Here is a 21,027-nt window from a genome sequence, read left to right on the forward strand (position 1 = left end):
CCTTTTTTGGCTAATCTATTCTTACCTTGTGTTTGTAATCATTTTCGGTACGATGATTGCCTTTTGGTTCTATATTGAAAGTTTACAAAGCCTTTCACCTAAAGAAACAAGCCTGTTAGGTAACTTAGAACCTCTATCTGCTGTTTTAACAACGGTATTTGGTTAAACGAGCCTTTTGGATTTTTTCAATGGGGGGGTATAGCTTGTATTATTGGGATGACTTTATTATTGGCATTGAATACAGGTTCCTCTCCAGAAAAAACGGAAAGTCCCCTTGAATTAGATAACTTCCTTTAAACTTGGGGGACTTATCTTTACTCCCATATCGTGTTTTCCATCCACTTTAATAGCCAAATTCAGCTTTACCTCTAATGTGATTCTTCTGCAATATGGCCCGTTAGTCTAATAAGAGATAAAATTTTATCTCAGATTTTTAAAGAAATCATACTTATTAATGATTTCTTGATATGTACCAGCTTCTTTATAGTTAAAACTAAGACTGCATGATTAATGGATTATGGAATTAATTCTGTCTAGGCAGACTTTATCTTCTTTATTGAACGAATTGCCGCAGCTACCACATTTTAATTCCATTTGATCATTCCTTTCGTATATATTAATTTCTGCACCCCACGAATAAAACCATTGGGGCAAGCAAAAACAAAATCGTTGTCGTGAAAACCTTCAATGAGAGTTCGATATTGCATTTTATGCTTGTTAAAACTACTTCTTTTAACATTTTCATAACTGCTTCCTCTACCATTATTTGCCTAACAGATCCATCTGTTTTAGGAATTGTATTCTTCATTGTTATTAATCTAATACTAAAAAGGGTATAAGCAATAGTTGTAATTATTGGCGGATCTCTATTATCTTTGGAAATAGTAGCTGATATTTGGAGTAATTCAGTAAAGACATGTAACAAGGTGTCTTATTATTATAAAAAGGAGATCAAGTATATAACGCATTACAAGATAATTACAAGGAATTAGCTAGATTTAAGATACTGTGTTGTTTAATATCATTTTTTATAAAGCTCCAGGATAGTAACTTAAATGGATGGTAATCTCTATTATTAAGATCAGAAGTTAACATATGATTCCCACTTACTTCTGATACAATCGATTTACATAATTTTTTGTATATTCCACCTACTACTTGGGCAAAATGATTTTCAAGCATATTAATCATTAAATTCTAAACCATTCTATTTTTATAAAAAGAAAGTGCAAAAATACATTCGTAGGTGGTATATATGAGGAAAAACCCAAAATCTAGTAGTCTGTTCCCAATAAAAATCGAGGAACTGCAGCAACTGATGCAGAATAAATTTGAAAATAATCCAGATTTAACGTTTTCCATCTATGAACAGCCAAAAAGGAGAATAGCAGTTTTCTATATTGGCTACATGGTGGAAGCTGAAATGGTAGAAAATTATTTACTAAGGCCTTTGTTAAATAGTAGTGAAAAATGGTCAAATAAATCTATACGAAATGAAATTCCATTAGGTAATAGCGACAAGAAGGAAAGATTAGAAGAAATTCTTCAAAAAATATTAATAGGAGAAGTATTTATTTATGTAGAAGGCGAAGATTCAGCTGTTTCTTACCTTTTAGCCAAAAAGGAAAAAAGAAATTTAGCACAAGCAGAGACCGAATCACTCGTTTTAGGTCCGAAAGTGGCCTTTACGGAATCTATCGTAACAAATATGAATATCGTTCGCTGGAGCATCCGTTCTACGGATCTCGTATTAGAAAAGCTAATAATTGGTGAAAGATTCCCGCGTGAAGTGCGCTTGATTTATGTAAATTCTATTGCAAATGATACGGATGTCAATACAATGCGCCAAAGATTACAAGAATTAGAGGTTGATCAAATTGAAGACAGCTCTGTTTTAATGCAATATATCGAGGATTCTTCAACGACCATTTTTCCACAGTTTTATGGAACGGAACTCCCGGACCGATTCACTTACGCCATAGACAAGGGAAAGATCGGTGTCATGGTTGAAAATAGTCCGACTGCAATTCTAGCTCCTACTTCTTTTTTTAGTTTTTTTGAGTCAACAGAAGATTTGTATATGCGTTGGAATGCTGGTTCATTTTTAAGGTATCTTCGCTTTATTGCTATTATCATTTCAATATTATTGACACCTGCCTATGTTGCTGCAACTACTTTTCACTATGAGCTCATTCCGACACAAGAACTAATTACAATTGGTGAGTCCAGGTCTGTTGTACCGTTTCCTCCCATCATTGAAACCTTGCTCCTGGAATTTATCATTGAATTGTTACGGGAAGCAGGAGCGAGGTTACCAACGAAGATTGGACAGACAATCGGTATCGTTGGAGGGATTGTTATCGGAACTGCAGCTGTTCAGGCAGGCATTACAAGTAACTTTTTGATCATACTTGTTGCCTTAAGCGCACTAGCTTCCTTTACGATACCAAACTACCTTATGAGTACCTCTATACGTATTATTCGTTTTCCAATGATTATACTGGCTGGCGTACTAGGTATGATCGGAATAATGTTCGGGATATGTTTCTTGATTATCCATTTATTAAAACTAAAATCATTAGGGCGGCCGTATCTCTCCCCTATTTACCCATTCAGATGGGAAGATCTTAATAAGGCGTTATTCCGTTTACCTAATGCTTATCAAAATAAGCGTTTCGCTTCATATAAGCCAAAGGATTTAATTCGTTACAGAAAAAGAAAGGCAGTTCAAAAGAAAGATATCGATGAGTAGGTGAAACTATGGATATTAATGTAAAAGTAAAACCAAATCTACGCATTCGGGCTTTTTATCTATTTTTCATCATATCTTCCATTCAGTTAGGTGTCGGTATTATGGGAGTCCCCAGACTCATTTTTATGGAATCACACCAAGATGCATGGATTTCCATAATCTTTGCCTTTTTTTATATGCTTATTGTTGTACTAGCTATGTTGATTATTTTAAAACAATACGATAATGCAGATATCTTAGGAATTCAGATTGATATTTTTGGAAAGTGGGTAGGAAAACTTTTAGGCACTGTCTATATTATCCACTTTGCGATTACATTGTTATCGGTACTCGTAACCTACATCGAGGTTGTACAAGTCTTCATTGCTCCGGGGATAAGTAATTTTGTGATGGGCTTATTACTGATTAGTTTAATTGTTTATTCTATTCTGGGAGGACTTAAGATTATCGTGGGAGTTTGTTTCATTTTTTTTCTTCTTTCTCATTGGGTTCTTTTCCTTCTGATTGAGCCTGCATATCTAATGGACCTTACTCATTTCCAGCCAGCATTCCAGACTTCCTTTACAGAGTTATTAAAAGGTGCCAAGATTACATCTTATACATTTATAGGTTTTGAATTACTTTTATTGGTATACCCATTTATTCAAAATAAGCAAAAGGCCAGCATGCCCGTTTATATAGGTATTTTCTGGTCATCTCTCATTGTACTCTTAGTAACCGTCGTATCTATCGGATTTTTTAGTCCAGATCAGTTGGAGAGAAGGGAATGGGCGTTGTTAAATATGTTTAAGATTCAATCTCTTCCGTTTATTGAACGATTTGATTATATTGTTGTAACCGAATGGATGATGGTTGTACTGCCCAATATGATCTTATTAATGTGGGGGATTATTTATGGAATGAAACGGCTATACAAAATTAAGCAGAGAACGTCCTTATACGCAGTTGCATTTTTACTTTTAATTTTTTGCGTTTTTATTGATCAGCATTTTCTTATTCAAAAAGTAATTGATAATATAGCCAAGACTAGTTTTTGGTTGGTATATGTCTATCCACTATTGCTTTTGCCAATTGTGTTAATAAAAAAAAGATGGAAGAAACGGAAGGGAGATGGCCGTCATTTATCAAATTAAGCTATTCCTCTTACTTGTATCATTTATTTTTCTAGTTGGTTGTATGCAATCTAAGGTGATAGAAAGACATGCGATTATCAATTCTTACGGCATAGATGTAGCGAAGAATGGTGAAGGGCAAATCGATTCAACAATCATTGCTTTTCTATTCAATAACCAATCAAATTTAACTGAAACAATTACTGGGACAGGAAGCACAGTTAGAGATGCTCGCCAAGATGCTGAAACAAAGGCAATTTATAACTTTTTACCTGGACAAATCCGTTTGATCTTGTATGGTAAGGAAGTAGCCGAGAATGGAATTACACCATATTTAAACACATTAGTCCGTGATGCCCGTACATCAGATATGATGTATTCTGCCATTAGCACAAAAACTGCAAGAGAGGTGCTTTTAACGAAACAAGAAGTCACCGGTATTAATGTTGGTCAATATATTCAGGAATTAATTGAAAAGGAAATTACGGAAGATAGTATCCCGGATCCTTCGCTACACAAATTAACGCATACATACGAAGATACAGGTAAGGATCCATTCCTGCCTTTAATTGGATTAACTGGAGATAAACCAGCTTTAAAAGGTATGGCTCTATTACAAGACGGGAAATACGTAGGTGAATTACCGCTGAGTGATGGATTTTTAGTTAATCTGTTTCAAAAAAGAATAAGGGATAAGCCCTTTCACCTTACCATACCAAGAGATCCTCTTGTAAAATATATTAATAATCCGCAAGAAGAAAAGGAAAACTTTGATATTGACTTATTGGTTATCGATGGAAAAAGTAAAACAAAGATAACGGATGTAAACCAACTCCATTTCGAGACAGATGTGAAGCTGAAGGTGAATTTGTACGAGACTTCAGAGTCATTTAAAATTGAAAGTGAGAAGGTATCAAAAATATTGGAAAAGGAAGTGGAAAAGGAAATCAAACGTCAATATGAGGAACTTCTAATTAACTTGCAAGAGGCAAATTCAGATCCACTTGGGCTTGGTAATATTTTTAGGAGTAACACAACTGACGGACAATTAACATCAAAAGAATGGCGTAAGAAATTCCCTGAAACAACAGTTGATTTCAATGTTAATGTAGATCTAATCAATTATGGGAGTATTCAATAAACAACTGACTTAGATTACTGTCAGTTACTTTAATTTCTATGATGGAATCCCTCCCAGAAAGGTTAATGTTTTATCCATGTGTATATTTATTTTCCATATGGGATGCCTGTAATGATGCAGGTGGAAGTAAGGAGCCATTCTTCTATTTACATTCGTATTACAGCTTATTTTGTTACGTTAGGAACTATCCTTTCGCCAAATTTTTTAGGACTTTTTTAACTTCCGATGATAAGTATAGTATCCTACCAGGTTTAATAGTAGGTTCATTATTAAAAAAGAGTCTTTGAAAAGCTGATCAGTTGATCAGCTTTTCTCTTTGTTCTTTGCAAGTTTTTCACGACCTTTTGTTCCTGGTGGTTGTTCTAACCAATGCCATTTAGGTATTTTAATGGAAAATAGTCACAAAAATATAGGAGCCTTCGAACCTGTTCATATTGGTAAACTTCAAGAATATTTACTAAACGATAGTTTATACCCGAAATACAAGTTAAAAATGATGATATACTTCAGTATAAGGGTGCTGCTATTTTTCATGGTCATGATTTACGAATTGATACATTAAATGATAATGAGCGGTAAAATTGGGGAAAGGTTTGAAGGAGCCTAGCGTCTTTGATACTACTTATATAAATAGTATCTAGAAAGCTACTTCAAGGAAAGTAAAAAAATTAGTCCAGAATGTAATCGAAAAAATACAAAAAGACTTAGAAGTTGATGTAATAGGAGTGGGGAGGTCTCTTATACCAAAAACACTATGATTATTGGAACAGCATAAAAGACAACTGGGAGACACGACGACAGGACGAAAGGTATATGTTAATACTGATATTAAAGTCTCTACATATACGAACATCGATACAGTTTGGGGCATCTTGGGCGCTAAAATTAAAAACTAAAGTGTATTTGGGAGCATATTAGTTAAGTAATTATTAACAATGACTTACTATTGTGACTGTTTAGTAAAAATTGATTTCTTCATAATCGATATCATAAATATATTTCTCAATGGTAATCTTTCTTTCAGTGTCCATGTTTGTTATAAATTTAATAAATTGGATCTGCCATTCCATTTCAACCTCCTTTTCCTTTACAAGTGCGGATGATAAATCGACTGTTTCATTCCGTAGTTCCTCATAGAACACCTTTTTTGCTAAAATTGCCAGTTCAATATCGCCAAAAGTACTAAAAAGTGCTTCATATTCAATGGCCAACAAACAATCGGCATTCAGCATATCGATATAATCATAAAGGGAATGGAAATTTTTCCGAATTGTTTCAACTTTATCCGTTATTTTGTCATAACCCATGACTTTTTCAATTAATAATCGAAAGTGATTATCACTCATTCTATCAGAGGCTTTGAATGTAGTTACAATGGATTTTGGTTTCAATTCTTTTTCCATGATAATCAGCGTTTGTAATTTATCATGATTGACAGCGTTTATAATCGTTTGTATCAGATCAGCCCCACAATGTTTCAAATAATTTTTCATTTTAGGTTCGTTTATATTTAAGTCATAATCTAATTGGTCAATTGCTTTGTGAATAATGGAATGAATCTGAGAATCATTCGTTTCAGTGAACAGAAGATATAGTTGCTTGTATTGATTTGCGGAGATTATCAATTGATTAGCATTCCCTCCTGATAGAATAGAAAAAACCGCATTATTGAATGTTAACCTAAATATATTGAAGAGTTCTATACGGTAATCAAACCTGCATATTTTTCCATAGTTAATTAAAATTTTTTGAAGATCCTCTTGATTGAATAAATGGCATAATTCTGTTTCCATTTTCAAACGTGTTAAATATTGCTTTAGATAAAAAACCCCCTGAATACTCATATCATCGACCGCTAAAGGATAATCAATGCTTGCCATAGTATTATGAGCGTCAAATATAATGTCGTATTTCCTTAGAAACACGGGTACGGATTCTTCGATGGACACGTTATAGGCTTCTACTGCCACATCCAATTTATTATTGTTGATTTCTTTGTAAAGTTGTTCTGTTTCCTTGAAACACTGCCGAACCAGACCTAGTCCTTTTTCATAAACTCTTCTCACTTTTACCGTTTTTAAATACGTAATTGCCTTTTTAGGATCATCAAACTGAAACGTATAAGCATCTATGGCATACAAAATAGAAGCAAAGATACTTTCTGCGGTATCAGAGCTCACGGAGGAACTTTCCCCTTGGGTATAACGTCCAATCAAATCTTTCAGAATAAGCATTAATTGGTTTTGTATGTTGTATACCTCTTTGTCAGTTAGCATACCTATTTGTAATGCATCATTCAAAAGTGATATCGTATACTGGTTTTGTGATAAATGACTTTTTTTAACATTTTCAAGTGACACTAACGGTTTAGTATGATTGGGCTTTTCTGATTGCATTAATGTTCATCCCTTTCAAGCAAATGTATTCTAAAATTGACATCCCTTCTGAACTGTTCCGCAAACTCTTCAAGTTTGCTTTTCAAAAATTCCATAGATCCTTTGCAAGTACCATCATAGTAATTCTTGATAATACTAATCAGCAGGGAATCCCCTATCATGTCGTCAGTCTCATTTTTTAGATAATGAAATACCTCTAGTAGTTCATTTAATGTTAATGCAAAATTTTCATTCTCAATATAAGGAGAAGTGCAAAAAACCTCCGATAATTCTTTAAACACTTCAACCCCTAATTCCACACGACCATAGCTTTGTAATACCCGTTCTCTGACGGTCATCATCTCTTTAATTTCATCGCGAGTTAGTTCTAGACCATACTCTTTTGTCTTTTGATTTATATTCAATAGTTCGTCTGTATATTTTTCCAGCATAAAGGAATCGATCGAACCCAACAAACGAGGTAAAAACATATGCATTCCATCCTTCCAAAAAATTCTTCTTGTTGACAAACAACAAAAAATATGATATAATTAAATGTTAACATTATTATATATTATAGTTTTCTATCCACTGATTGTCAATTTTTATTTTGATAAGGCTTTAACTCTTTCGCATGGAGATTCTCCCTGATTCATAGTGATCGTGGGTATCAATACACCTCGGAAGCTTTTAGACGAAGGATAGATACCGCAGGGATGACACACAGTATGTCACGTATAGATAATGGGCCTATGGAATCTTTTTGGGGAACGCTTAAATGTGAGAAGTATTATCTACATAAGTTTAAAACGTTTGAAGATCTATCCTTTGCGATCGATGATTACATTCGATTTTATAATCATGAACGATATCAACAACGACTAATGGCCTTAACCCTATCGAATATAGAACGAAAGCCGCTTAAGTCATTTTTATTATTTTCATTGTCTACTTGACAGGGGTCTGTTCAAATGACTGGCTGACTATCTAATACGAACGGGCGCTATTGTGGGGAAACTGAATAGTTTAAACAACTTTAATTTTTAACTACTTTTAACACTTTTCGAAGTTCTTGAATAGTGCTTTTTTATTTATATACCTAAAAATAAAGTGAAAGATAGTAAAATCTGTTTAAAACAGTCATTTTATGTAGATAAGAAAAGAAAAGTAATATAAAATGTACTTATTTAATCATTTGGATAAATACTTTTTAAATTTCAGCAATTAAGGGAGAGGAGTACTATTAATCAATTGGAACGAGAAGTAGGAAAAGAAGGTAAATACCTTTATCCTTTTTGGGATGATGATTATAGTTTGGGAACTATTTATTTGAAACATGAACCAATTGTTCATGCTAAAAATATTTGTATTCTAAAATTTATTGTTCAGGGAAGCAAAAGAGTTTGTGTTCAGAATATCCTTAGTGAAGGAAATCTGAATAGAGGGTATGGAACAGTTGCCTTTCGTGCATTAATTAAATTATCAATCTATAATCAATTTGAGGAGATTTTTGGGAAAATACAATCTGATCCTCCTGCCTATAATATTCGATTAAGGCATTTTTTTAGAAAGAATTTTTGTGAGGTATCAGACCATAATTTCTTTTTAAAGTTAACTCATCCTAATGAGATATTTTTAAAAATAAAGAACCAGCAGTTGTTAGAAGAGAATCGTTATTTAACATCAACTATAGAACGGAGAGAAACAGAGCTGCAGCAAGTAAATTTAGAATTAAGGGAATTAAAAGTAAAGTTAAAAGAAGCGTTTGAACGAAAAAATAAAGAACATATTTCCTTATCAAAGCTATTTCATAGATTCTCTAAATGAATAACCTAGAAAAGGGAGGTAACAACAATGCGAGTTTTATTTTCCAGTGCAACTATTGCAATCATTTCGTTATTCCTTTTTACCCCTTTTGCCCCTTCTGTTTTCGCAGAAAAAGTCAAAACATACGAAGCTGGGACTTCCAATTTAAATGTAAGGTCTTCTCCCTCTCACGATGCACCGATAATAGGGAAACTACAAATTGGTGATCAGGTTAGAGTTTTTCAAAAATCTTTTGGTTGGGTACAAACTTATTATGGCGGTAAAAAGGCATGGGTTGCCTCGCAGTACTTATTTCAACCAGATTCTAAAACAAAGGCTATAATACAAGTAGCTTCAACCCAGAATCAAACAACCAAATCCCAAAATAAAGTAGATTACTCAGAAAAAGTCGAAATGTATGAAGTCGGAACGTCCAATTTAAATGTAAGATTCTCCCCCTCTCATGATGCACCGATAATAGGGAAACTACAAATTGGTGATCAGGTTAGGGTTTTTCAAAAATCATTCGGTTGGGTACAAACTTATTATGGCGGTAAAAAGGCATGGATTGCCTCACAATATTTACTCCAACCAGGTTCTAAAACAAAGGCTATAGCACAAGTAGCAAGTTCAACCCAGAAAAGTATTAAGAAAGAACAAAATAAAAAAACAGAAACTATCAGTAGAAACAACTTTGATAATAATAAAGGTCAAGCAACTAAAAATGGTTCATTAAAAGGGTACAATATTGTAATAGACCCAGGTCATGGGGGGAGAGATTCTGGTGCAATTGGTATTAATGGCGTTTTAGAAAAGGAAACAATTATGAGTATAGTTGATAGTGTAGTAGATCGACTACGTAAATCCGGCGCAAATGTTATTCTGACAAGAAATAGTGATCATTTTATATCTTTACAAGATCGGGTGTACATAAGTAACTCATATAACACACACGCTTTTCTTAGTTTACATTATAATGCTCATCCATTGATTGGGATACAAGGTTTAGAAACTCATTATTATTCAGGAGGAGAAAACTATGCATTAGCAAGCTCTCTTCAATCTAAATTAGAGCAATATACGTCACTAGAAAGCCGTGGAGTTAAAGAAAGTAATTATTTTGTTTTACGTGAAAGTGAAGTCCCTAGTGCATTAATAGAGTTAGGATTTATTACAAATCCAAATGACCTATCAATAATTCAAACAGAAGGATATCAGAATAGTATTTCTGAAGCCATTTCAGATGGAGTTAAGAAATATTTCAGAGATAAATAATTCCCTAGCCACTTTCGAGGTTAATGATCTGAGGAAAGCCATTCAGGAACTTAAATCAAACAATGTCGAATTGGTTTTTGGAGAAAATCAATATTTCCCAGCAGGTGAGACACAGCGTTTAAAGATCCGTTCGGGAATGTCATGAGTTAGCAGAGTTGAAAGGATAAGTGTAGTTCCAGAAACGGGTGCGAATCTCTAATAAAAATTATCACCATTGTTGCTTCATAGGACAACTATATTGTATAAGAAGAGGGCAATCGAAATGGAGAACTAAGCTTTCATATGTGATAAACTTAGGAAAACATGCGAAAGGATTGATTTATAATGGAAAAGGTTACACCGTTTTTAATGTTTCAAGGTGGCAAGGCGGAAGATGCGATGAATTATTACACATCACTTATTGATGACTCAGAAATTAAAAGCATAATACGATACGGAGCTGAAGGCCCCGGTGAAGAGGGTACAGTTATGCAAGCTGTATTCTCGTTAAAGGAGCAGGAATTCATGTGTATTGACAGTCATGTTAATCATGAGTTTACGTTTACCCCGTCATTTTCTATTTTTCTTACGTGTGATATCGAAGAGGAAATCGACAACCTTTATAATAAAATGATGGAAAATGGCACAGCACTTATGCCTATAGATAACTATGGGTTTAGCAAAAAGTTCGGATGGCTGAATGATCAATTCGGCATATCTTGGCAGTTAAACTTACCAGAGTAATCTAGTGTGTAGTATTCCGTAAAAGAGCGCATTTGTTTAATAAGCGATTGCGCCATTACCGAACAAAAGGGCCATATAGTGGAAGAACGGAAATTTTGAAAAATACTTGCGTTTACAAAACCAAATCTTTATAATACCTTATTTGTCTGTATGTAATATTAAAAGCCATACGACCTTATCATCTGTATTAATAATAAAGATTATTAAAAGAGGTGAAAGAATGAAACTTAATCATTTAAATTTAACAGTGAATGATGTAGCTGCTTCTAGAGATTTCTTAGAAACTTATTTCGGTATGAAGTGTGTTAATAGCCGTGGTAATGGTTTTGCTGCTATGTTTGATGACGATCAATTTGTTTTAACATTGATGAAAGGGAAGGAGGTTTGGTATCCTAAGACCTTTCATATTGGCTTCCCGCAAGAAAGTAGAGATAAAGTTGATCGAATTAACAAGCGACTGAGAAATGATGGTTATGCTGTAGATCCTCCTATTGAATCTCATGGATATACCTTCTATGTTCAAGCTCCAGGTGGATTTACCGTTGAAGTTTTATCGGAGTAAGTTGTATTAGTTACATAAGGATGGTTTACTTCAATAGATGATCTTCCAGAAAAGGGCGCTTTAGTGGAATACAATAATTTATTTATAGATTGATTGGTTTCTGCCATTCAGTCTATTTTTATTTCATTAGAGCCTACTCTATTGGAACAAACGTAAATGAGTGGTAAAATGAGGTTTCCACATGTCCCATGTGACTTGTTTCAAAATAGGAATGGAAATTATGAGAAAAATCGGTTATGTAAGGGTCAGTTCGGTTGATCAGAATCCTGCAAGACAATACAAGCAACTCGAAGAAATAGGAATGGATATCATATTTGAAGAAAAGTTATCCGGAGCTACACAACGCCGACCAGAGCTACAAAAAATGTTAGATGAACTATAGGCAGATGATACGATTTTGGTTACAGACCTTACCCGGATTACCCAGAGCACAAGGGATTTATTTGAATTGGTCGATGATATCAAGCAAAAGAAGGCAAATTTGAAGTCCTTGAAAGATACCTGGTTAGATTTATCCGAAGACAATCCCTATAGTGAGTTTTTAATGACTGTCATGGGAGGCGTTAATCAATTAGAACGTGATCTTATTCGAATTCGTCAGCGTGAAGGAATAGGACTTGACAAAAAAGAGGGGAAATATCAGGGGCGGGTAAAAAAATATCATTCGAAACATGAAGGCATTAACTATGCAGTGGAACTTTACAGAGAGAGAAATATGACTGTTAAAAAAATTTGTAAAATCACAAATGTGTCAAGATCGGCTTTGCACAGAAAATTGGCAGAAAGGAAGTAAAGAAGGTAACCACATTAAAAAGTAAATATTTCCAATATTGGCCCTTCATCCTCGAATCGTTTCCGTACCCCCACCATAGGTGAAACATTAATCTGTGATATATTAATGAGGAGTAATTCTTTGTTACCTCAAATTATTTTATTTACAACAGTCAAATTTGCGACACTAGGAGGCTGGCTCGATGAAGATAAACATATTTGTTGTTGAAGATGATGATGCTTTGTTTGCTGCGTTGAAGAAGGGTCTAGAGGCTTGGTCCTTCCGGGTCACGGGACCAGATAATTTTGAAGGTGTGATGCGTTCATTTCTTGAACAACAGCCTCAGCTCGTCATCATGGATGTCATACTCCCGAAATTTGACGGTTTTCATTGGTCTCGCGAGATTCGCGCTGTATCCAAAGTACCCATTGTTTTCCTTTCCTCCCGCGATCACCCAATGGATATGGTCATGGCGCTGAACATGGGGGCGGATGACTTCATCCAGAAGCCGTTTCATACAGACGTGCTTTATGCCAAAATTCAAGCCATTCTCCGGAGGACATATGCTTATGGCGAAGAGCAACCGAATATTCTTGAATGGAACGACGCCTTGATTGATTTGAATCGAGGTGTAATTCGAAACGCTGGGAAAGAAGTGGATTTAACAAAAAACGAATTTTTTATACTGATCACGCTCGTAAGATCGAACAATGTCATTATCTCGCGCCATGACTTGATACGAAAGCTGTGGGAGGACGAGCAGTTCGTGAACGACAATACCCTCACGGCGAATATAACCCGTTTGCGGCAGAAGCTGGAGACGATCGATTTGGCAGACGCTATTGTGACAAAAAAAGGGCTGGGTTATATGGCCATCACTTTATAGAGATTATGAACATGTACTGATAGGAGGAACCGTGCCATGTTTATCCGTTACGTTGATGCAAGGAAAAGCTGGATTTTATTGTTTGCCGGCTTGCTCGGCTTAGCCAATGCTCTGATCCTGCTTGATCAAGGCATGCAGGTCACATCTACTTCTCTCCTTTATTTTAACGCCTCATTTATTCTGTCCTTTCTCCTGTTTTTTATATGGCGCTTCAAGAGAGAGACAAAATATGCCGCCGCGTTGGCTGCTCTGCAGGAAGACATGGCCTTAGACTGGATCGAGACACTTCCTGAGCCTGGGGACGGCCTAGATCAGATGACCAACGACATCTTACGGGAAGCCTCCCTTCAGTTCAAACAAAAGCTTTCTGACTATAAAGAAACTCAACTGATCGAGAATGAATTCACGGCCTCATGGATCCATGAGGTGAAGACTCCTCTCACCGCTATGAAGCTAATCCTGGACGCCCGGCCAAGTGATCCGGAAATACGTAAAATTGAAGCGGAATGGTTGCGGGTGTATTTGTTGGTCGACCGTCAGCTGCATATGACACGTCTGTCCGCGATCGAATCAGACTATGTTCTTGAATTGGCCTCCATACAGCGCCTTGCCGCGGAAGAAGTACGGGAGCTGGCGCCATGGTGTATGGAAAAAAATCTGGCGGTCAGTATCGAAGGAACGGATGTAAAGGCCATTACAGACCGAAAATGGTGCCGCTTCATCCTTCGGCAACTGTTGACGAATGCCGTGAAATATAATCCTGCGAATACGGCACTTATGATCGTGACGGATGTAACGGAGACAGGCCAAGTCTTTTTGGATGTCATCGATGAAGGACCGGGAATACAGCCGCACGAATTGCCGCGTATCTTTGACAAAGGTTTCACGGGCGAAAACGGCAGGATTCAAAACGCAGCGACCGGACTTGGGCTCTATCTTGCAAAAATCGTTGCAGAAAAATTAGGAATTACTCTCAAAGCGCAACCCGGTCAAACGAAAGGTACGGTGATGCGAATGATCTTTGTCGATCCCAACGCATTCGAAGCTGTCCGAAGAGGGTCGGGCGAGTAATATACAGCTATGAAGCAGTCAGGATTGCTCCTGGCTGTTTTTTGGTGTGGAATAGTGAACCTGACAATATTGTCACGTTGTCTTGCCAGATTGTCATGCAAAACGTACGACAAGCGGAAAATCCAACCGTATAATAAAGCTATCATCAAGCAACAATTATGATTTGGAGGTATGTTATGGATCAGTTGAATGTAGGAGAAACCGTTTTACAAGCACGAAATGTCCACAAAACATTTGGTACCAAAGGAAATGCACAGCATGTATTAAAAGGAATAGATTTACGCGTCACCCGAAGTGAATTTGTCGGCATTATGGGGGCTTCCGGCTCAGGCAAGACGACATTGCTTAACGTCTTAGCCACGATTGATCATACTACGGACGGAACGGTTTTAATCGATGACGCAGATATCTCCAAGCTGAGTAATACCGCGCTTTCCGCCTTTCGGCGCAACAAGCTGGGATTCATCTTTCAGGATTACAATCTACTGGACACGTTGACAGTGAAGGAAAATATACTGCTGCCCATCTCCCTTAGCAAAATGAGCAAGCGGGAAGTGGAAAGCAAGTTCACAGCCATCGCCAATGTACTTGACATTAAAGCACTGTCGCACAAATATCCGCATGAAATATCGGGAGGCCAGAAACAACGGACGGCTACCGGGCGCGCTCTGATCCACCAGCCTTCGATCGTATTTGCGGACGAACCGACCGGTGCACTGGATTCCAAATCGGCTTCCTCGTTACTCGATGTGATGGAGAAGGTGAATCAGCAGCGAGGCGTCACCGTTGTCATGGTGACCCATGATCCGGTAGCCTCCAGCTATTGCAGCCGTGTTGTGTTTTTAAGAGACGGGAAGACTTATTCCGAGCTGTACCGCGGCGATAAAACAAGACATGCCTTCTTTAATGAAATTATGGACGTGCAAGCTGTACTGGGGGGTGAACATGTTGACGGTTTTTGAATTAACGCGTCGCAGCATGCGGCAAAATGTGAAGCATTATTATTTGTACTTCTTTGCGCTGATCTTTAGTATGAGCCTGTATTTTGTCTTCACCTCACTACAGCACGATCAGGCTGTTCAGAATATGACACATCCGAGCGTTGACTTCTCTGCCGGGTTTCAAATTGCGGGTGTCATTCTGATTGTGATCGTTGGGATCTTTACCGTCTCGGCCAACGGCATTTTCCTGCGTCGGCGCAGTCGAGAAATCGGACTATATCAGCTGATTGGTCTTTCCAAAGGCTGGGTAGCCCGATATCTAATGATCGAGAATATACTGCTTGGCTTAGGTGCACTACTTGCTGCGATCATTTGCGGCGCGTTGATTTCAAGGCTGTTCGTCCTGATTTTGTTGAATCTGCTCGGCTTAGAAGGGATTGTCGACATCAGCTTCTCCGTACCAGCGGCTTTTAAAACGTCGATGGTCTATCTTCTCATCATCGTCATCACTTCCATTCAGATGATGCTGAAGGTTTATCGCAGCACCCTTCTGAATCTGTTTCAAGCTGACAAGCGGCCTGACCTCACTAAGCCGCCCAAAGCGGTGGCATCTGCTATTTTCGCCCTGCTCGGTCTGGCGCTGATTGGATACGGCTATGAATTATCGGGTCATATCAATGAACAGTTATTCCTCAACGCACTATTGGTTCTCGGATCCATCGTTGCAGGGACTTACTTATTGTTTCGCGTTACGATCAGATGGTGCTTTTACCGGTTCCGCAAACGTAAAGATGGACACCTGGGCTTAACAAACAGCCTGTCGATGGCTCCGCTGATGCACCATATGAAAGCAAATGCCAACTCTCTTACCTTGATTACGATGTTGTCGGCCATGGCCATCACGCTGATTTCCATGGCTTACGCCTTCTACTACTCCGTAGAGCAAGAGACCCGCCGTGATCTCCCTTATGATTTTATGTTTGAAAACGAGCCGCAGGAGGCGCTGTCGTTCAAGATGAAGCTGGAGAAGGAAGGCATCGATGTTAATCACCACGTCGTTCAAGCGGTTCTGACGATGGGCAGCATCCTTGATCCGAATGACGAATTCCACAAGGTTGAAGAAAGTTTGTTATGGCTTCCGGCCGAACAGCTTAAACAAACAGGCGCAGACCTCAACGTGCCGCCAGATGGCGAAGCCATTTTGTACAATGCTGGGGCCTCACTTGCCGGGGACTTAGATGAGCAGTCGAAGCGATATCCAACCGAAATAGAGCTGGAGCAGCATGGACAGACCGTTATGTATACATTGAGGACATTGATGGAAAGGAACATCATGAATTTAAATGCTCCCGGCAGGCAGCTGCTAGTGTCAGAAGCGACGATGGACAAAATAGCAGAACAAATGGCCGGTACGCCCGGTTATAAAGTAATTCGTTTTGATACGTATCAAGTTCCGGACAAGGAAGAGCTCGCCATAGCTTCCTCTATATACGCAAAACACGTCAGTGACGAACGATTAACGTATGATTTCTATGCGCAGTACAAAGAAGTGCTGCAGATGACAGGCTTGCTCATTTTCATCGCAGCTTTCCTTGGACTTGTCTTTTTGATCTCAACCGGCAGCATCTTGTACTTCAAGCAAATGACCGAAGCCGAGCAGGAAAAGCAAAGCTTTAAGACGTTGCGTCAGCTCGGATTTGACGTGGATATGATCATGAAAGGCATTATACGAAAGCAGGCCATCGTGTTCCTTCTCCCTCTATCGATCGGTATGCTGCATTCGATCTTTGCTATCAAGGCGGCTTCATTTATGATCCGGTCGGACACCACGTTTCCGGCATCCATCGCCATGGCGATATACACGGTTATCTATTTTGTATTCGCTCTGTTTACCATAGGCTACTACCGCAACATTGTAAAAAACGCTATGTCATAACCATCACTTAAAGAGGGGTAAGCTATATGGGGTACCGCCAACATTTCGGACATTTTGTATGCTAAGCATATTTCCAACCTAAAAAATCGATTCCCCAGGGGTCACTTCAAATAAAGACCTGCGCCTAATCTTGAAGAAAAGGCCATTGTTGAAAATGGCTTATGAAATTTTATGAAAAAGAATATTACATTCGGGGTGTATTTTAAACTTAACTCTCCAGAGTTTAAAACTCTGGAGAGTTATTTATCTACTTAACAGCAGTTAGCACAACAGACATTTTTGATTTCTCCATTTTGCCAAAACTTCCGTTCTGAAAGTTTTAATCTATTTTTATTCTTAGGGATTTTTTCTGATTTCCAAGCATTAAAATTAATCTCTTTCAACTGCCGCTTTTTGTTTTCAAACATTTTAGTAATTACATAATCATTTTCCATTGCTTCTCCCCCTAATTACAACATAATTGATCAGATTCTGTTACCTCTACATCCTTTTTAGTGTAAAAAAACTCCCACTCGTTACCGTCAGGATCAGTTATCCAAAATTTATCCTGAAGTGCATAACAGCATTTAGTATTAATTTCATCACGTGTAAAGAACCCTAGCTTTTCTAGACGTTTTTTGTGATGATTGATATCTTCCTGTTCTCCCACCTGTATTCCAAAATGTCCTACTTGATTACCTGACACTTTAGACCTTACATTCAGTGTAAAGTTTAACCGTAATCCCTCAGGTATGAACTTAGCGTAATCTTCTTTCCTTTTTACGGGATTTTCACCGAAAACCTTTGTATAAAACTCTATAGACTTTTCAAGATCAACTATATTTAACCCAATATGTACATTCATTTATATTCCTCCTTTAATCAATTTTTTTTGATTTATAAATTAAAAATTAGTCACGACGAAACAGGCAACAAAGCTCCTCGGATAGTAAGTGATTGATTTCCGAATGATTTAATGTATAGTAACTCCAGGTACCACGTGTTTCTTTTACAATTAGCTTGGCATCCATTAATATTTTTAAATGATATGATAACTTGGATTGTGGCAACTGTAACTTTTCTGATAGATCACAAACACATACTTCCCCATATTCTGTGATTTCATGTAAGATGTGAAGCCTTTTTTGATCGGCTAATGCTTTAAATTTCTTTTCATATTTAGTAAACGTTTTTTCCAAAGAAACATCTGTAAGCTGAAAAAGGTTATTCATGTTACAACCTCCTTAATCAATTTTTTTTGATATAAATAGATTTTAATGGAATGTGTGCATAAAAGCAAGTATTAAATCAAAAAAAATTGATATTAATTAAGTATAGAAGAGTAGCTATTTTTTATACTTACACTCTATAACAATTTCCCCAATCGGGCGTAATTCAGGAATAAGGATTAGCGCCCAAACTGAATATAAGGGCCAGATTGCTTGAAGACTTGAGTTCGAGATAATGAATTAAATGAACAGCTAAAGGAAGTAATTTCGGTGTAAAATTGACTGATTTTGCTTCCTTTAACTTTGATTACTAAGAAGTTATTAACTTAATGGACAATAGAGATTTCAATATCTAGGGTTCTCTTTGATGAACAATAAATAATTACTAATAATTTTTAAATCAATGTAAAATTTTTAATATACTGTTGCCCATCCTGATCGGTTACTATATAATCTAGTTATCGAAAATCGATATCAATTTTCGATTATGCATTACGAAAAAAGGAGGTAAATAGTTGGAAAATAAAGTATTAAGGAAGCTTTTCTTGGGCTTTATACAAATCCATATTTTGCATCATGCAAAGGAAGAACCCATTTACGGTTCTTGGATGCTTGAAGAGTTGCATGAACATGGATATGAAATCAGCGCCGGAACTTTATATCCCATCCTTCACAACATGGAAAAGGATCAGCTTCTGAATAGGGAAGATGTCAATATAAATGGAAAGATTAGGAAGTATTACCGAATCACAGATAAGGGAGATTCTGTTCTACAGGAAGCTAGGACCAAAGCCTATGAACTTTTTAAAGAAATTAAGTGATAAGAGGTGAAAAAATTGAGTGAAAAGCAAAAGAAAAACAAGATTCAAACGCTTTTAGAAATATTATTTACATCTACAAAGCTAGGTTTGACTTCATTTGGTGGGCCTATCGCACACCTCGCTTATTTTAAGGACGAGTATATTGATCGCAGAAAATGGTTAGATGATAAAACATATGCGGATATCATTGCAATTTGTCAATTCCTCCCTGGTCCTGCTAGTAGTCAGGTAGGAATGTCGATAGGCATGTTACGAGGCGGTTTGCTAGGAGGGCTTATCTCTTGGTTAGGATTTACCGTACCTTCCATTATTGTGTTGATTGTTTTTGCAATGATGTATCAAACATTTTCTTTAGAAGATGCAGTTTTCATACATAGCTTGAAAATAGTTGCTGCATCTGTTGTCTTACATGCACTAATTGGAATGGGTCAAAAGCTGACACCTGATAAACCCCGGATAGCAATAGCGTTAGTTGCTGCTACTATCATGTTATTGTTTCCATCTGCATGGATGCAGATTTTAATTATTGTAGGTGCGGGATTATTAGGATTAAGATTGTTTAAAGATAAAGCTGAATCAAAAGTTCAACCTTTTTCTATCAACATATCCAAAAAACTTGGTGTCGCTTCTTTGGGAACTTTAATTAGTCTACTCATTTTATTACCTTTGTTAAATAGAATGTCAGATAATCCATTGCTAAACATTTTTGATATCTTTTTTAGAGTTGGTTCGCTTGTATTTGGTGGTGGACATGTTGTATTACCAATGATTGAAAGAGAAGTCGTACCTTCAGGGTTGTTAACAGCTAATGAGTTTTTAGCTGGATATGGTATGGCACAAGCTGTACCAGGGCCTTTATTTACTTTCTCTAGTTACCTTGGAACGATGATGGAAGGAGTTACTGGAGCTATCGTTGCAACGGTAGGCATATTTCTCCCTTCATTCTTACTCATTGTTGCAGCTTTACCATTTTTAAATGAATTACGCAAGAGGGCAACTTTCCAAGGCATTTTAATGGGAGTAAATGCTAGTGTGGTAGGTATTTTGTTAGCTGCATTTTATGATCCCGTGATAAGCAGTTCTATTTTTAGTACCGCAGACTTTGCCTTAGCTGTTATTTTGTTTGGCTTGTTAAATATTTGGAAGATACCAGCCTGGTTAGTTGTTCTTTTAGGTGTTATTGGAGGGTACGTTATACAGTTTATTTCGTAATATTGCATCTTTTAATACTAGTTGCAGGGAGCCAACTACGATTGCTTTTCATTGTTAATTGCTCCCGAATCAATCCTTGAGGATGTTCATTTTTTTAACAGTAAAGCTAAAAGTGACGTTAAAGGGAATAGTTTTGAATTAATTATTGTTGTAGATGAATTGGAAAAAGTGTATCAGCGATGTCTTGATAGTAACTACCAATTGAAGTTGATATGGAAAAATACCTCTGCGATATGAGAGGGTTTAAGATTACTGATCCAGATGGGTACTTTTTAAGAATTACTTCTAAATGATGTGTTTACATAAACAATACTAGCTAATAGAAGAAGACTATTCAATCAACGTGCGCTAGAAAAGCACCTTGAGAAACATAATATACGGAATTGAAATAAAGGATAATAAAAAATTTAATTTAGGTAAGAAAACATTTTTTA

At 36.9% G+C, this 21,027-nt stretch carries 19 protein-coding genes and 3 pseudogenes; 16 read left to right on the plus strand and 6 right to left on the minus strand.

From position 1 onward, the window contains the following. Positions 1-16 precede the first annotated feature (16 nt). A pseudogene (locus BN990_RS22130) lies at positions 17-297 on the plus strand (EamA family transporter); the annotation flags it as partial. A gap of 681 nt (positions 298-978) precedes the next feature. On the opposite strand, the gene BN990_RS22725 reads toward BN990_RS22130, so the two are convergent. Beyond that, positions 979-1,182 carry a hypothetical protein gene (locus tag BN990_RS22725; RefSeq protein WP_148530733.1) on the minus strand — a complete coding sequence of 68 codons (204 nt, stop codon included), beginning with the start codon at positions 1,180-1,182 and terminating at the stop codon, positions 979-981. Between the two features lie 73 nt (positions 1,183-1,255). Between BN990_RS22725 and BN990_RS18680 the strand changes: the two genes are divergently transcribed. From BN990_RS18680 to BN990_RS18690, 3 genes are read left to right on the plus strand one after another with little or no spacing between them, the layout of a single operon-like run. Continuing rightward, positions 1,256-2,752 carry a spore germination protein gene (locus BN990_RS18680; protein WP_021292536.1) on the plus strand — a complete coding sequence of 499 codons (1,497 nt, stop codon included), beginning with the start codon at positions 1,256-1,258 and terminating at the stop codon, positions 2,750-2,752. A gap of 8 nt (positions 2,753-2,760) precedes the next feature. Continuing rightward, positions 2,761-3,885: a GerAB/ArcD/ProY family transporter gene (locus tag BN990_RS18685; protein WP_021292535.1), complete on the plus strand. Its 1,125-nt coding sequence runs from the start codon at positions 2,761-2,763 to the stop codon at positions 3,883-3,885. A gap of 43 nt (positions 3,886-3,928) precedes the next feature. Further along, the gene (locus BN990_RS18690; RefSeq protein ID WP_238323686.1) at positions 3,929-5,005 is read left to right on the plus strand and encodes a Ger(x)C family spore germination protein; all 1,077 of its coding nucleotides are present in this window, start codon (positions 3,929-3,931) and stop codon (positions 5,003-5,005) included. Positions 5,006-5,961: 956 nt separating this feature from the next. Here the strand turns inward: BN990_RS18690 and BN990_RS18695 are convergent. Together BN990_RS18695 and BN990_RS18700 are read right to left on the minus strand one after the other, a co-directional pair. Next, a complete protein-coding gene (locus BN990_RS18695; protein WP_021292533.1) occupies positions 5,962-7,401 on the minus strand; it encodes a DUF6179 domain-containing protein in 1,440 nt (479 codons plus the stop codon). Next, positions 7,401-7,871 (minus strand): DUF6323 family protein, encoded by a 471-nt coding sequence (locus tag BN990_RS18700; RefSeq protein WP_021292532.1) that lies wholly within the window; start codon positions 7,869-7,871, stop codon positions 7,401-7,403. The genes BN990_RS18695 and BN990_RS18700 overlap by 1 nt, the downstream gene beginning before the upstream one ends. Positions 7,872-8,027: 156 nt before the next feature. Between BN990_RS18700 and BN990_RS18705 the strand changes: the two are divergent. The 10 genes and pseudogenes from BN990_RS18705 to BN990_RS18750 all read left to right on the plus strand — a co-directional run. Beyond that, positions 8,028-8,305, plus strand: a pseudogene (locus tag BN990_RS18705) (transposase); the annotation flags it as partial. A 326-nt stretch (positions 8,306-8,631) separates the two neighbouring features. Further along, complete coding sequence (locus BN990_RS18710) at positions 8,632-9,207, plus strand: hypothetical protein (RefSeq protein ID WP_021292531.1); 576 nt, start codon at positions 8,632-8,634, stop codon at positions 9,205-9,207. Positions 9,208-9,234: 27 nt separating this feature from the next. Further along, complete coding sequence (locus tag BN990_RS18715; RefSeq protein WP_021292530.1) at positions 9,235-10,461, plus strand: N-acetylmuramoyl-L-alanine amidase; 1,227 nt, start codon at positions 9,235-9,237, stop codon at positions 10,459-10,461. A gap of 324 nt (positions 10,462-10,785) precedes the next feature. After that, positions 10,786-11,184, plus strand: a complete 399-nt coding sequence (locus BN990_RS18720; RefSeq protein ID WP_038246290.1) for a VOC family protein — start codon at positions 10,786-10,788, stop codon at positions 11,182-11,184. Between the two features lie 220 nt (positions 11,185-11,404). Continuing rightward, entirely contained in the window at positions 11,405-11,746 is a 342-nt protein-coding gene (locus tag BN990_RS18725) for a VOC family protein (RefSeq protein ID WP_021292527.1), read from the plus strand. A gap of 220 nt (positions 11,747-11,966) precedes the next feature. Continuing rightward, positions 11,967-12,539: pseudogene (locus BN990_RS18730) on the plus strand (recombinase family protein). 181 nt (positions 12,540-12,720) lie between these two features. Continuing rightward, positions 12,721-13,404: a response regulator transcription factor gene (locus BN990_RS18735; RefSeq protein WP_021292524.1), complete on the plus strand. Its 684-nt coding sequence runs from the start codon at positions 12,721-12,723 to the stop codon at positions 13,402-13,404. Between the two features lie 36 nt (positions 13,405-13,440). Further along, the gene (locus BN990_RS18740) at positions 13,441-14,475 is read left to right on the plus strand and encodes a sensor histidine kinase (RefSeq protein ID WP_038246293.1); all 1,035 of its coding nucleotides are present in this window, start codon (positions 13,441-13,443) and stop codon (positions 14,473-14,475) included. A 176-nt stretch (positions 14,476-14,651) separates the two neighbouring features. Next, on the plus strand, positions 14,652-15,437 hold the full coding sequence (locus BN990_RS18745; RefSeq protein WP_038246297.1) for an ABC transporter ATP-binding protein: 786 nt from the start codon (positions 14,652-14,654) through the stop codon (positions 15,435-15,437). Further along, positions 15,421-17,352 (plus strand): FtsX-like permease family protein, encoded by a 1,932-nt coding sequence (locus tag BN990_RS18750; protein WP_232620914.1) that lies wholly within the window; start codon positions 15,421-15,423, stop codon positions 17,350-17,352. Before BN990_RS18745 ends, BN990_RS18750 begins: the two co-directional genes overlap by 17 nt. 251 nt (positions 17,353-17,603) lie before the next feature. Here the strand turns inward: BN990_RS18750 and BN990_RS18755 are convergent, their stop codons facing one another. Genes BN990_RS18755 through BN990_RS18765 form a run of 3 tightly spaced genes read right to left on the minus strand, consistent with a single transcriptional unit; the run spans position 17,604 to position 18,563 of the window. Further along, entirely contained in the window at positions 17,604-17,786 is a 183-nt protein-coding gene (locus tag BN990_RS18755) for a hypothetical protein (RefSeq protein ID WP_021292520.1), read from the minus strand. A gap of 11 nt (positions 17,787-17,797) precedes the next feature. Next, a complete protein-coding gene (locus BN990_RS18760; protein ID WP_038246303.1) occupies positions 17,798-18,196 on the minus strand; it encodes an ArsI/CadI family heavy metal resistance metalloenzyme in 399 nt (132 codons plus the stop codon). 46 nt (positions 18,197-18,242) lie between these two features. Further along, positions 18,243-18,563, minus strand: a complete 321-nt coding sequence (locus BN990_RS18765; RefSeq protein ID WP_021292518.1) for an ArsR/SmtB family transcription factor — start codon at positions 18,561-18,563, stop codon at positions 18,243-18,245. Positions 18,564-19,075: 512 nt separating this feature from the next. Between BN990_RS18765 and BN990_RS18770 the strand changes: the two genes are divergently transcribed. After that, entirely contained in the window at positions 19,076-19,381 is a 306-nt protein-coding gene (locus BN990_RS18770; protein WP_038246307.1) for a PadR family transcriptional regulator, read from the plus strand. A 15-nt stretch (positions 19,382-19,396) separates the two neighbouring features. Next, positions 19,397-20,593, plus strand: coding sequence for a chromate efflux transporter (gene chrA / locus BN990_RS18775; protein ID WP_038246311.1), 1,197 nt, complete (start codon positions 19,397-19,399; stop codon positions 20,591-20,593). The last annotated feature ends 434 nt before the right edge of the window (positions 20,594-21,027 follow it).

The sequence above is a fragment of the Virgibacillus salexigens genome, from assembly GCF_000723585.1.
Taxonomy (GTDB): Bacteria; Bacillota; Bacilli; order Bacillales; family Amphibacillaceae; genus Virgibacillus; species Virgibacillus salexigens.

Coding starts and splice junctions, on each gene's coding strand:
- BN990_RS18740 (WP_038246293.1), top strand. CDS start 13,441: ATGTTTATCCGTTACGTTGATGCAAGGAAAAGCTGGATTTTATTGTTT.
- BN990_RS18745 (WP_038246297.1), top strand. CDS start 14,652: ATGGATCAGTTGAATGTAGGAGAAACCGTTTTACAAGCACGAAATGTC.
- BN990_RS18725 (WP_021292527.1), top strand. CDS start 11,405: ATGAAACTTAATCATTTAAATTTAACAGTGAATGATGTAGCTGCTTCT.
- BN990_RS18755 (WP_021292520.1), bottom strand. CDS start 17,786: ATGGAAAATGATTATGTAATTACTAAAATGTTTGAAAACAAAAAGCGG.
- BN990_RS18760 (WP_038246303.1), bottom strand. CDS start 18,196: ATGAATGTACATATTGGGTTAAATATAGTTGATCTTGAAAAGTCTATA.
- BN990_RS18700 (WP_021292532.1), bottom strand. CDS start 7,871: ATGTTTTTACCTCGTTTGTTGGGTTCGATCGATTCCTTTATGCTGGAA.
- BN990_RS18685 (WP_021292535.1), top strand. CDS start 2,761: ATGGATATTAATGTAAAAGTAAAACCAAATCTACGCATTCGGGCTTTT.
- BN990_RS18690 (WP_238323686.1), top strand. CDS start 3,929: ATGCAATCTAAGGTGATAGAAAGACATGCGATTATCAATTCTTACGGC.
- BN990_RS18735 (WP_021292524.1), top strand. CDS start 12,721: ATGAAGATAAACATATTTGTTGTTGAAGATGATGATGCTTTGTTTGCT.
- BN990_RS18750 (WP_232620914.1), top strand. CDS start 15,421: ATGTTGACGGTTTTTGAATTAACGCGTCGCAGCATGCGGCAAAATGTG.
- BN990_RS18695 (WP_021292533.1), bottom strand. CDS start 7,401: ATGCAATCAGAAAAGCCCAATCATACTAAACCGTTAGTGTCACTTGAA.
- BN990_RS18765 (WP_021292518.1), bottom strand. CDS start 18,563: ATGAATAACCTTTTTCAGCTTACAGATGTTTCTTTGGAAAAAACGTTT.
- BN990_RS18680 (WP_021292536.1), top strand. CDS start 1,256: ATGAGGAAAAACCCAAAATCTAGTAGTCTGTTCCCAATAAAAATCGAG.
- BN990_RS22725 (WP_148530733.1), bottom strand. CDS start 1,182: ATGCTTGAAAATCATTTTGCCCAAGTAGTAGGTGGAATATACAAAAAA.
- BN990_RS18715 (WP_021292530.1), top strand. CDS start 9,235: ATGCGAGTTTTATTTTCCAGTGCAACTATTGCAATCATTTCGTTATTC.
- BN990_RS18720 (WP_038246290.1), top strand. CDS start 10,786: ATGGAAAAGGTTACACCGTTTTTAATGTTTCAAGGTGGCAAGGCGGAA.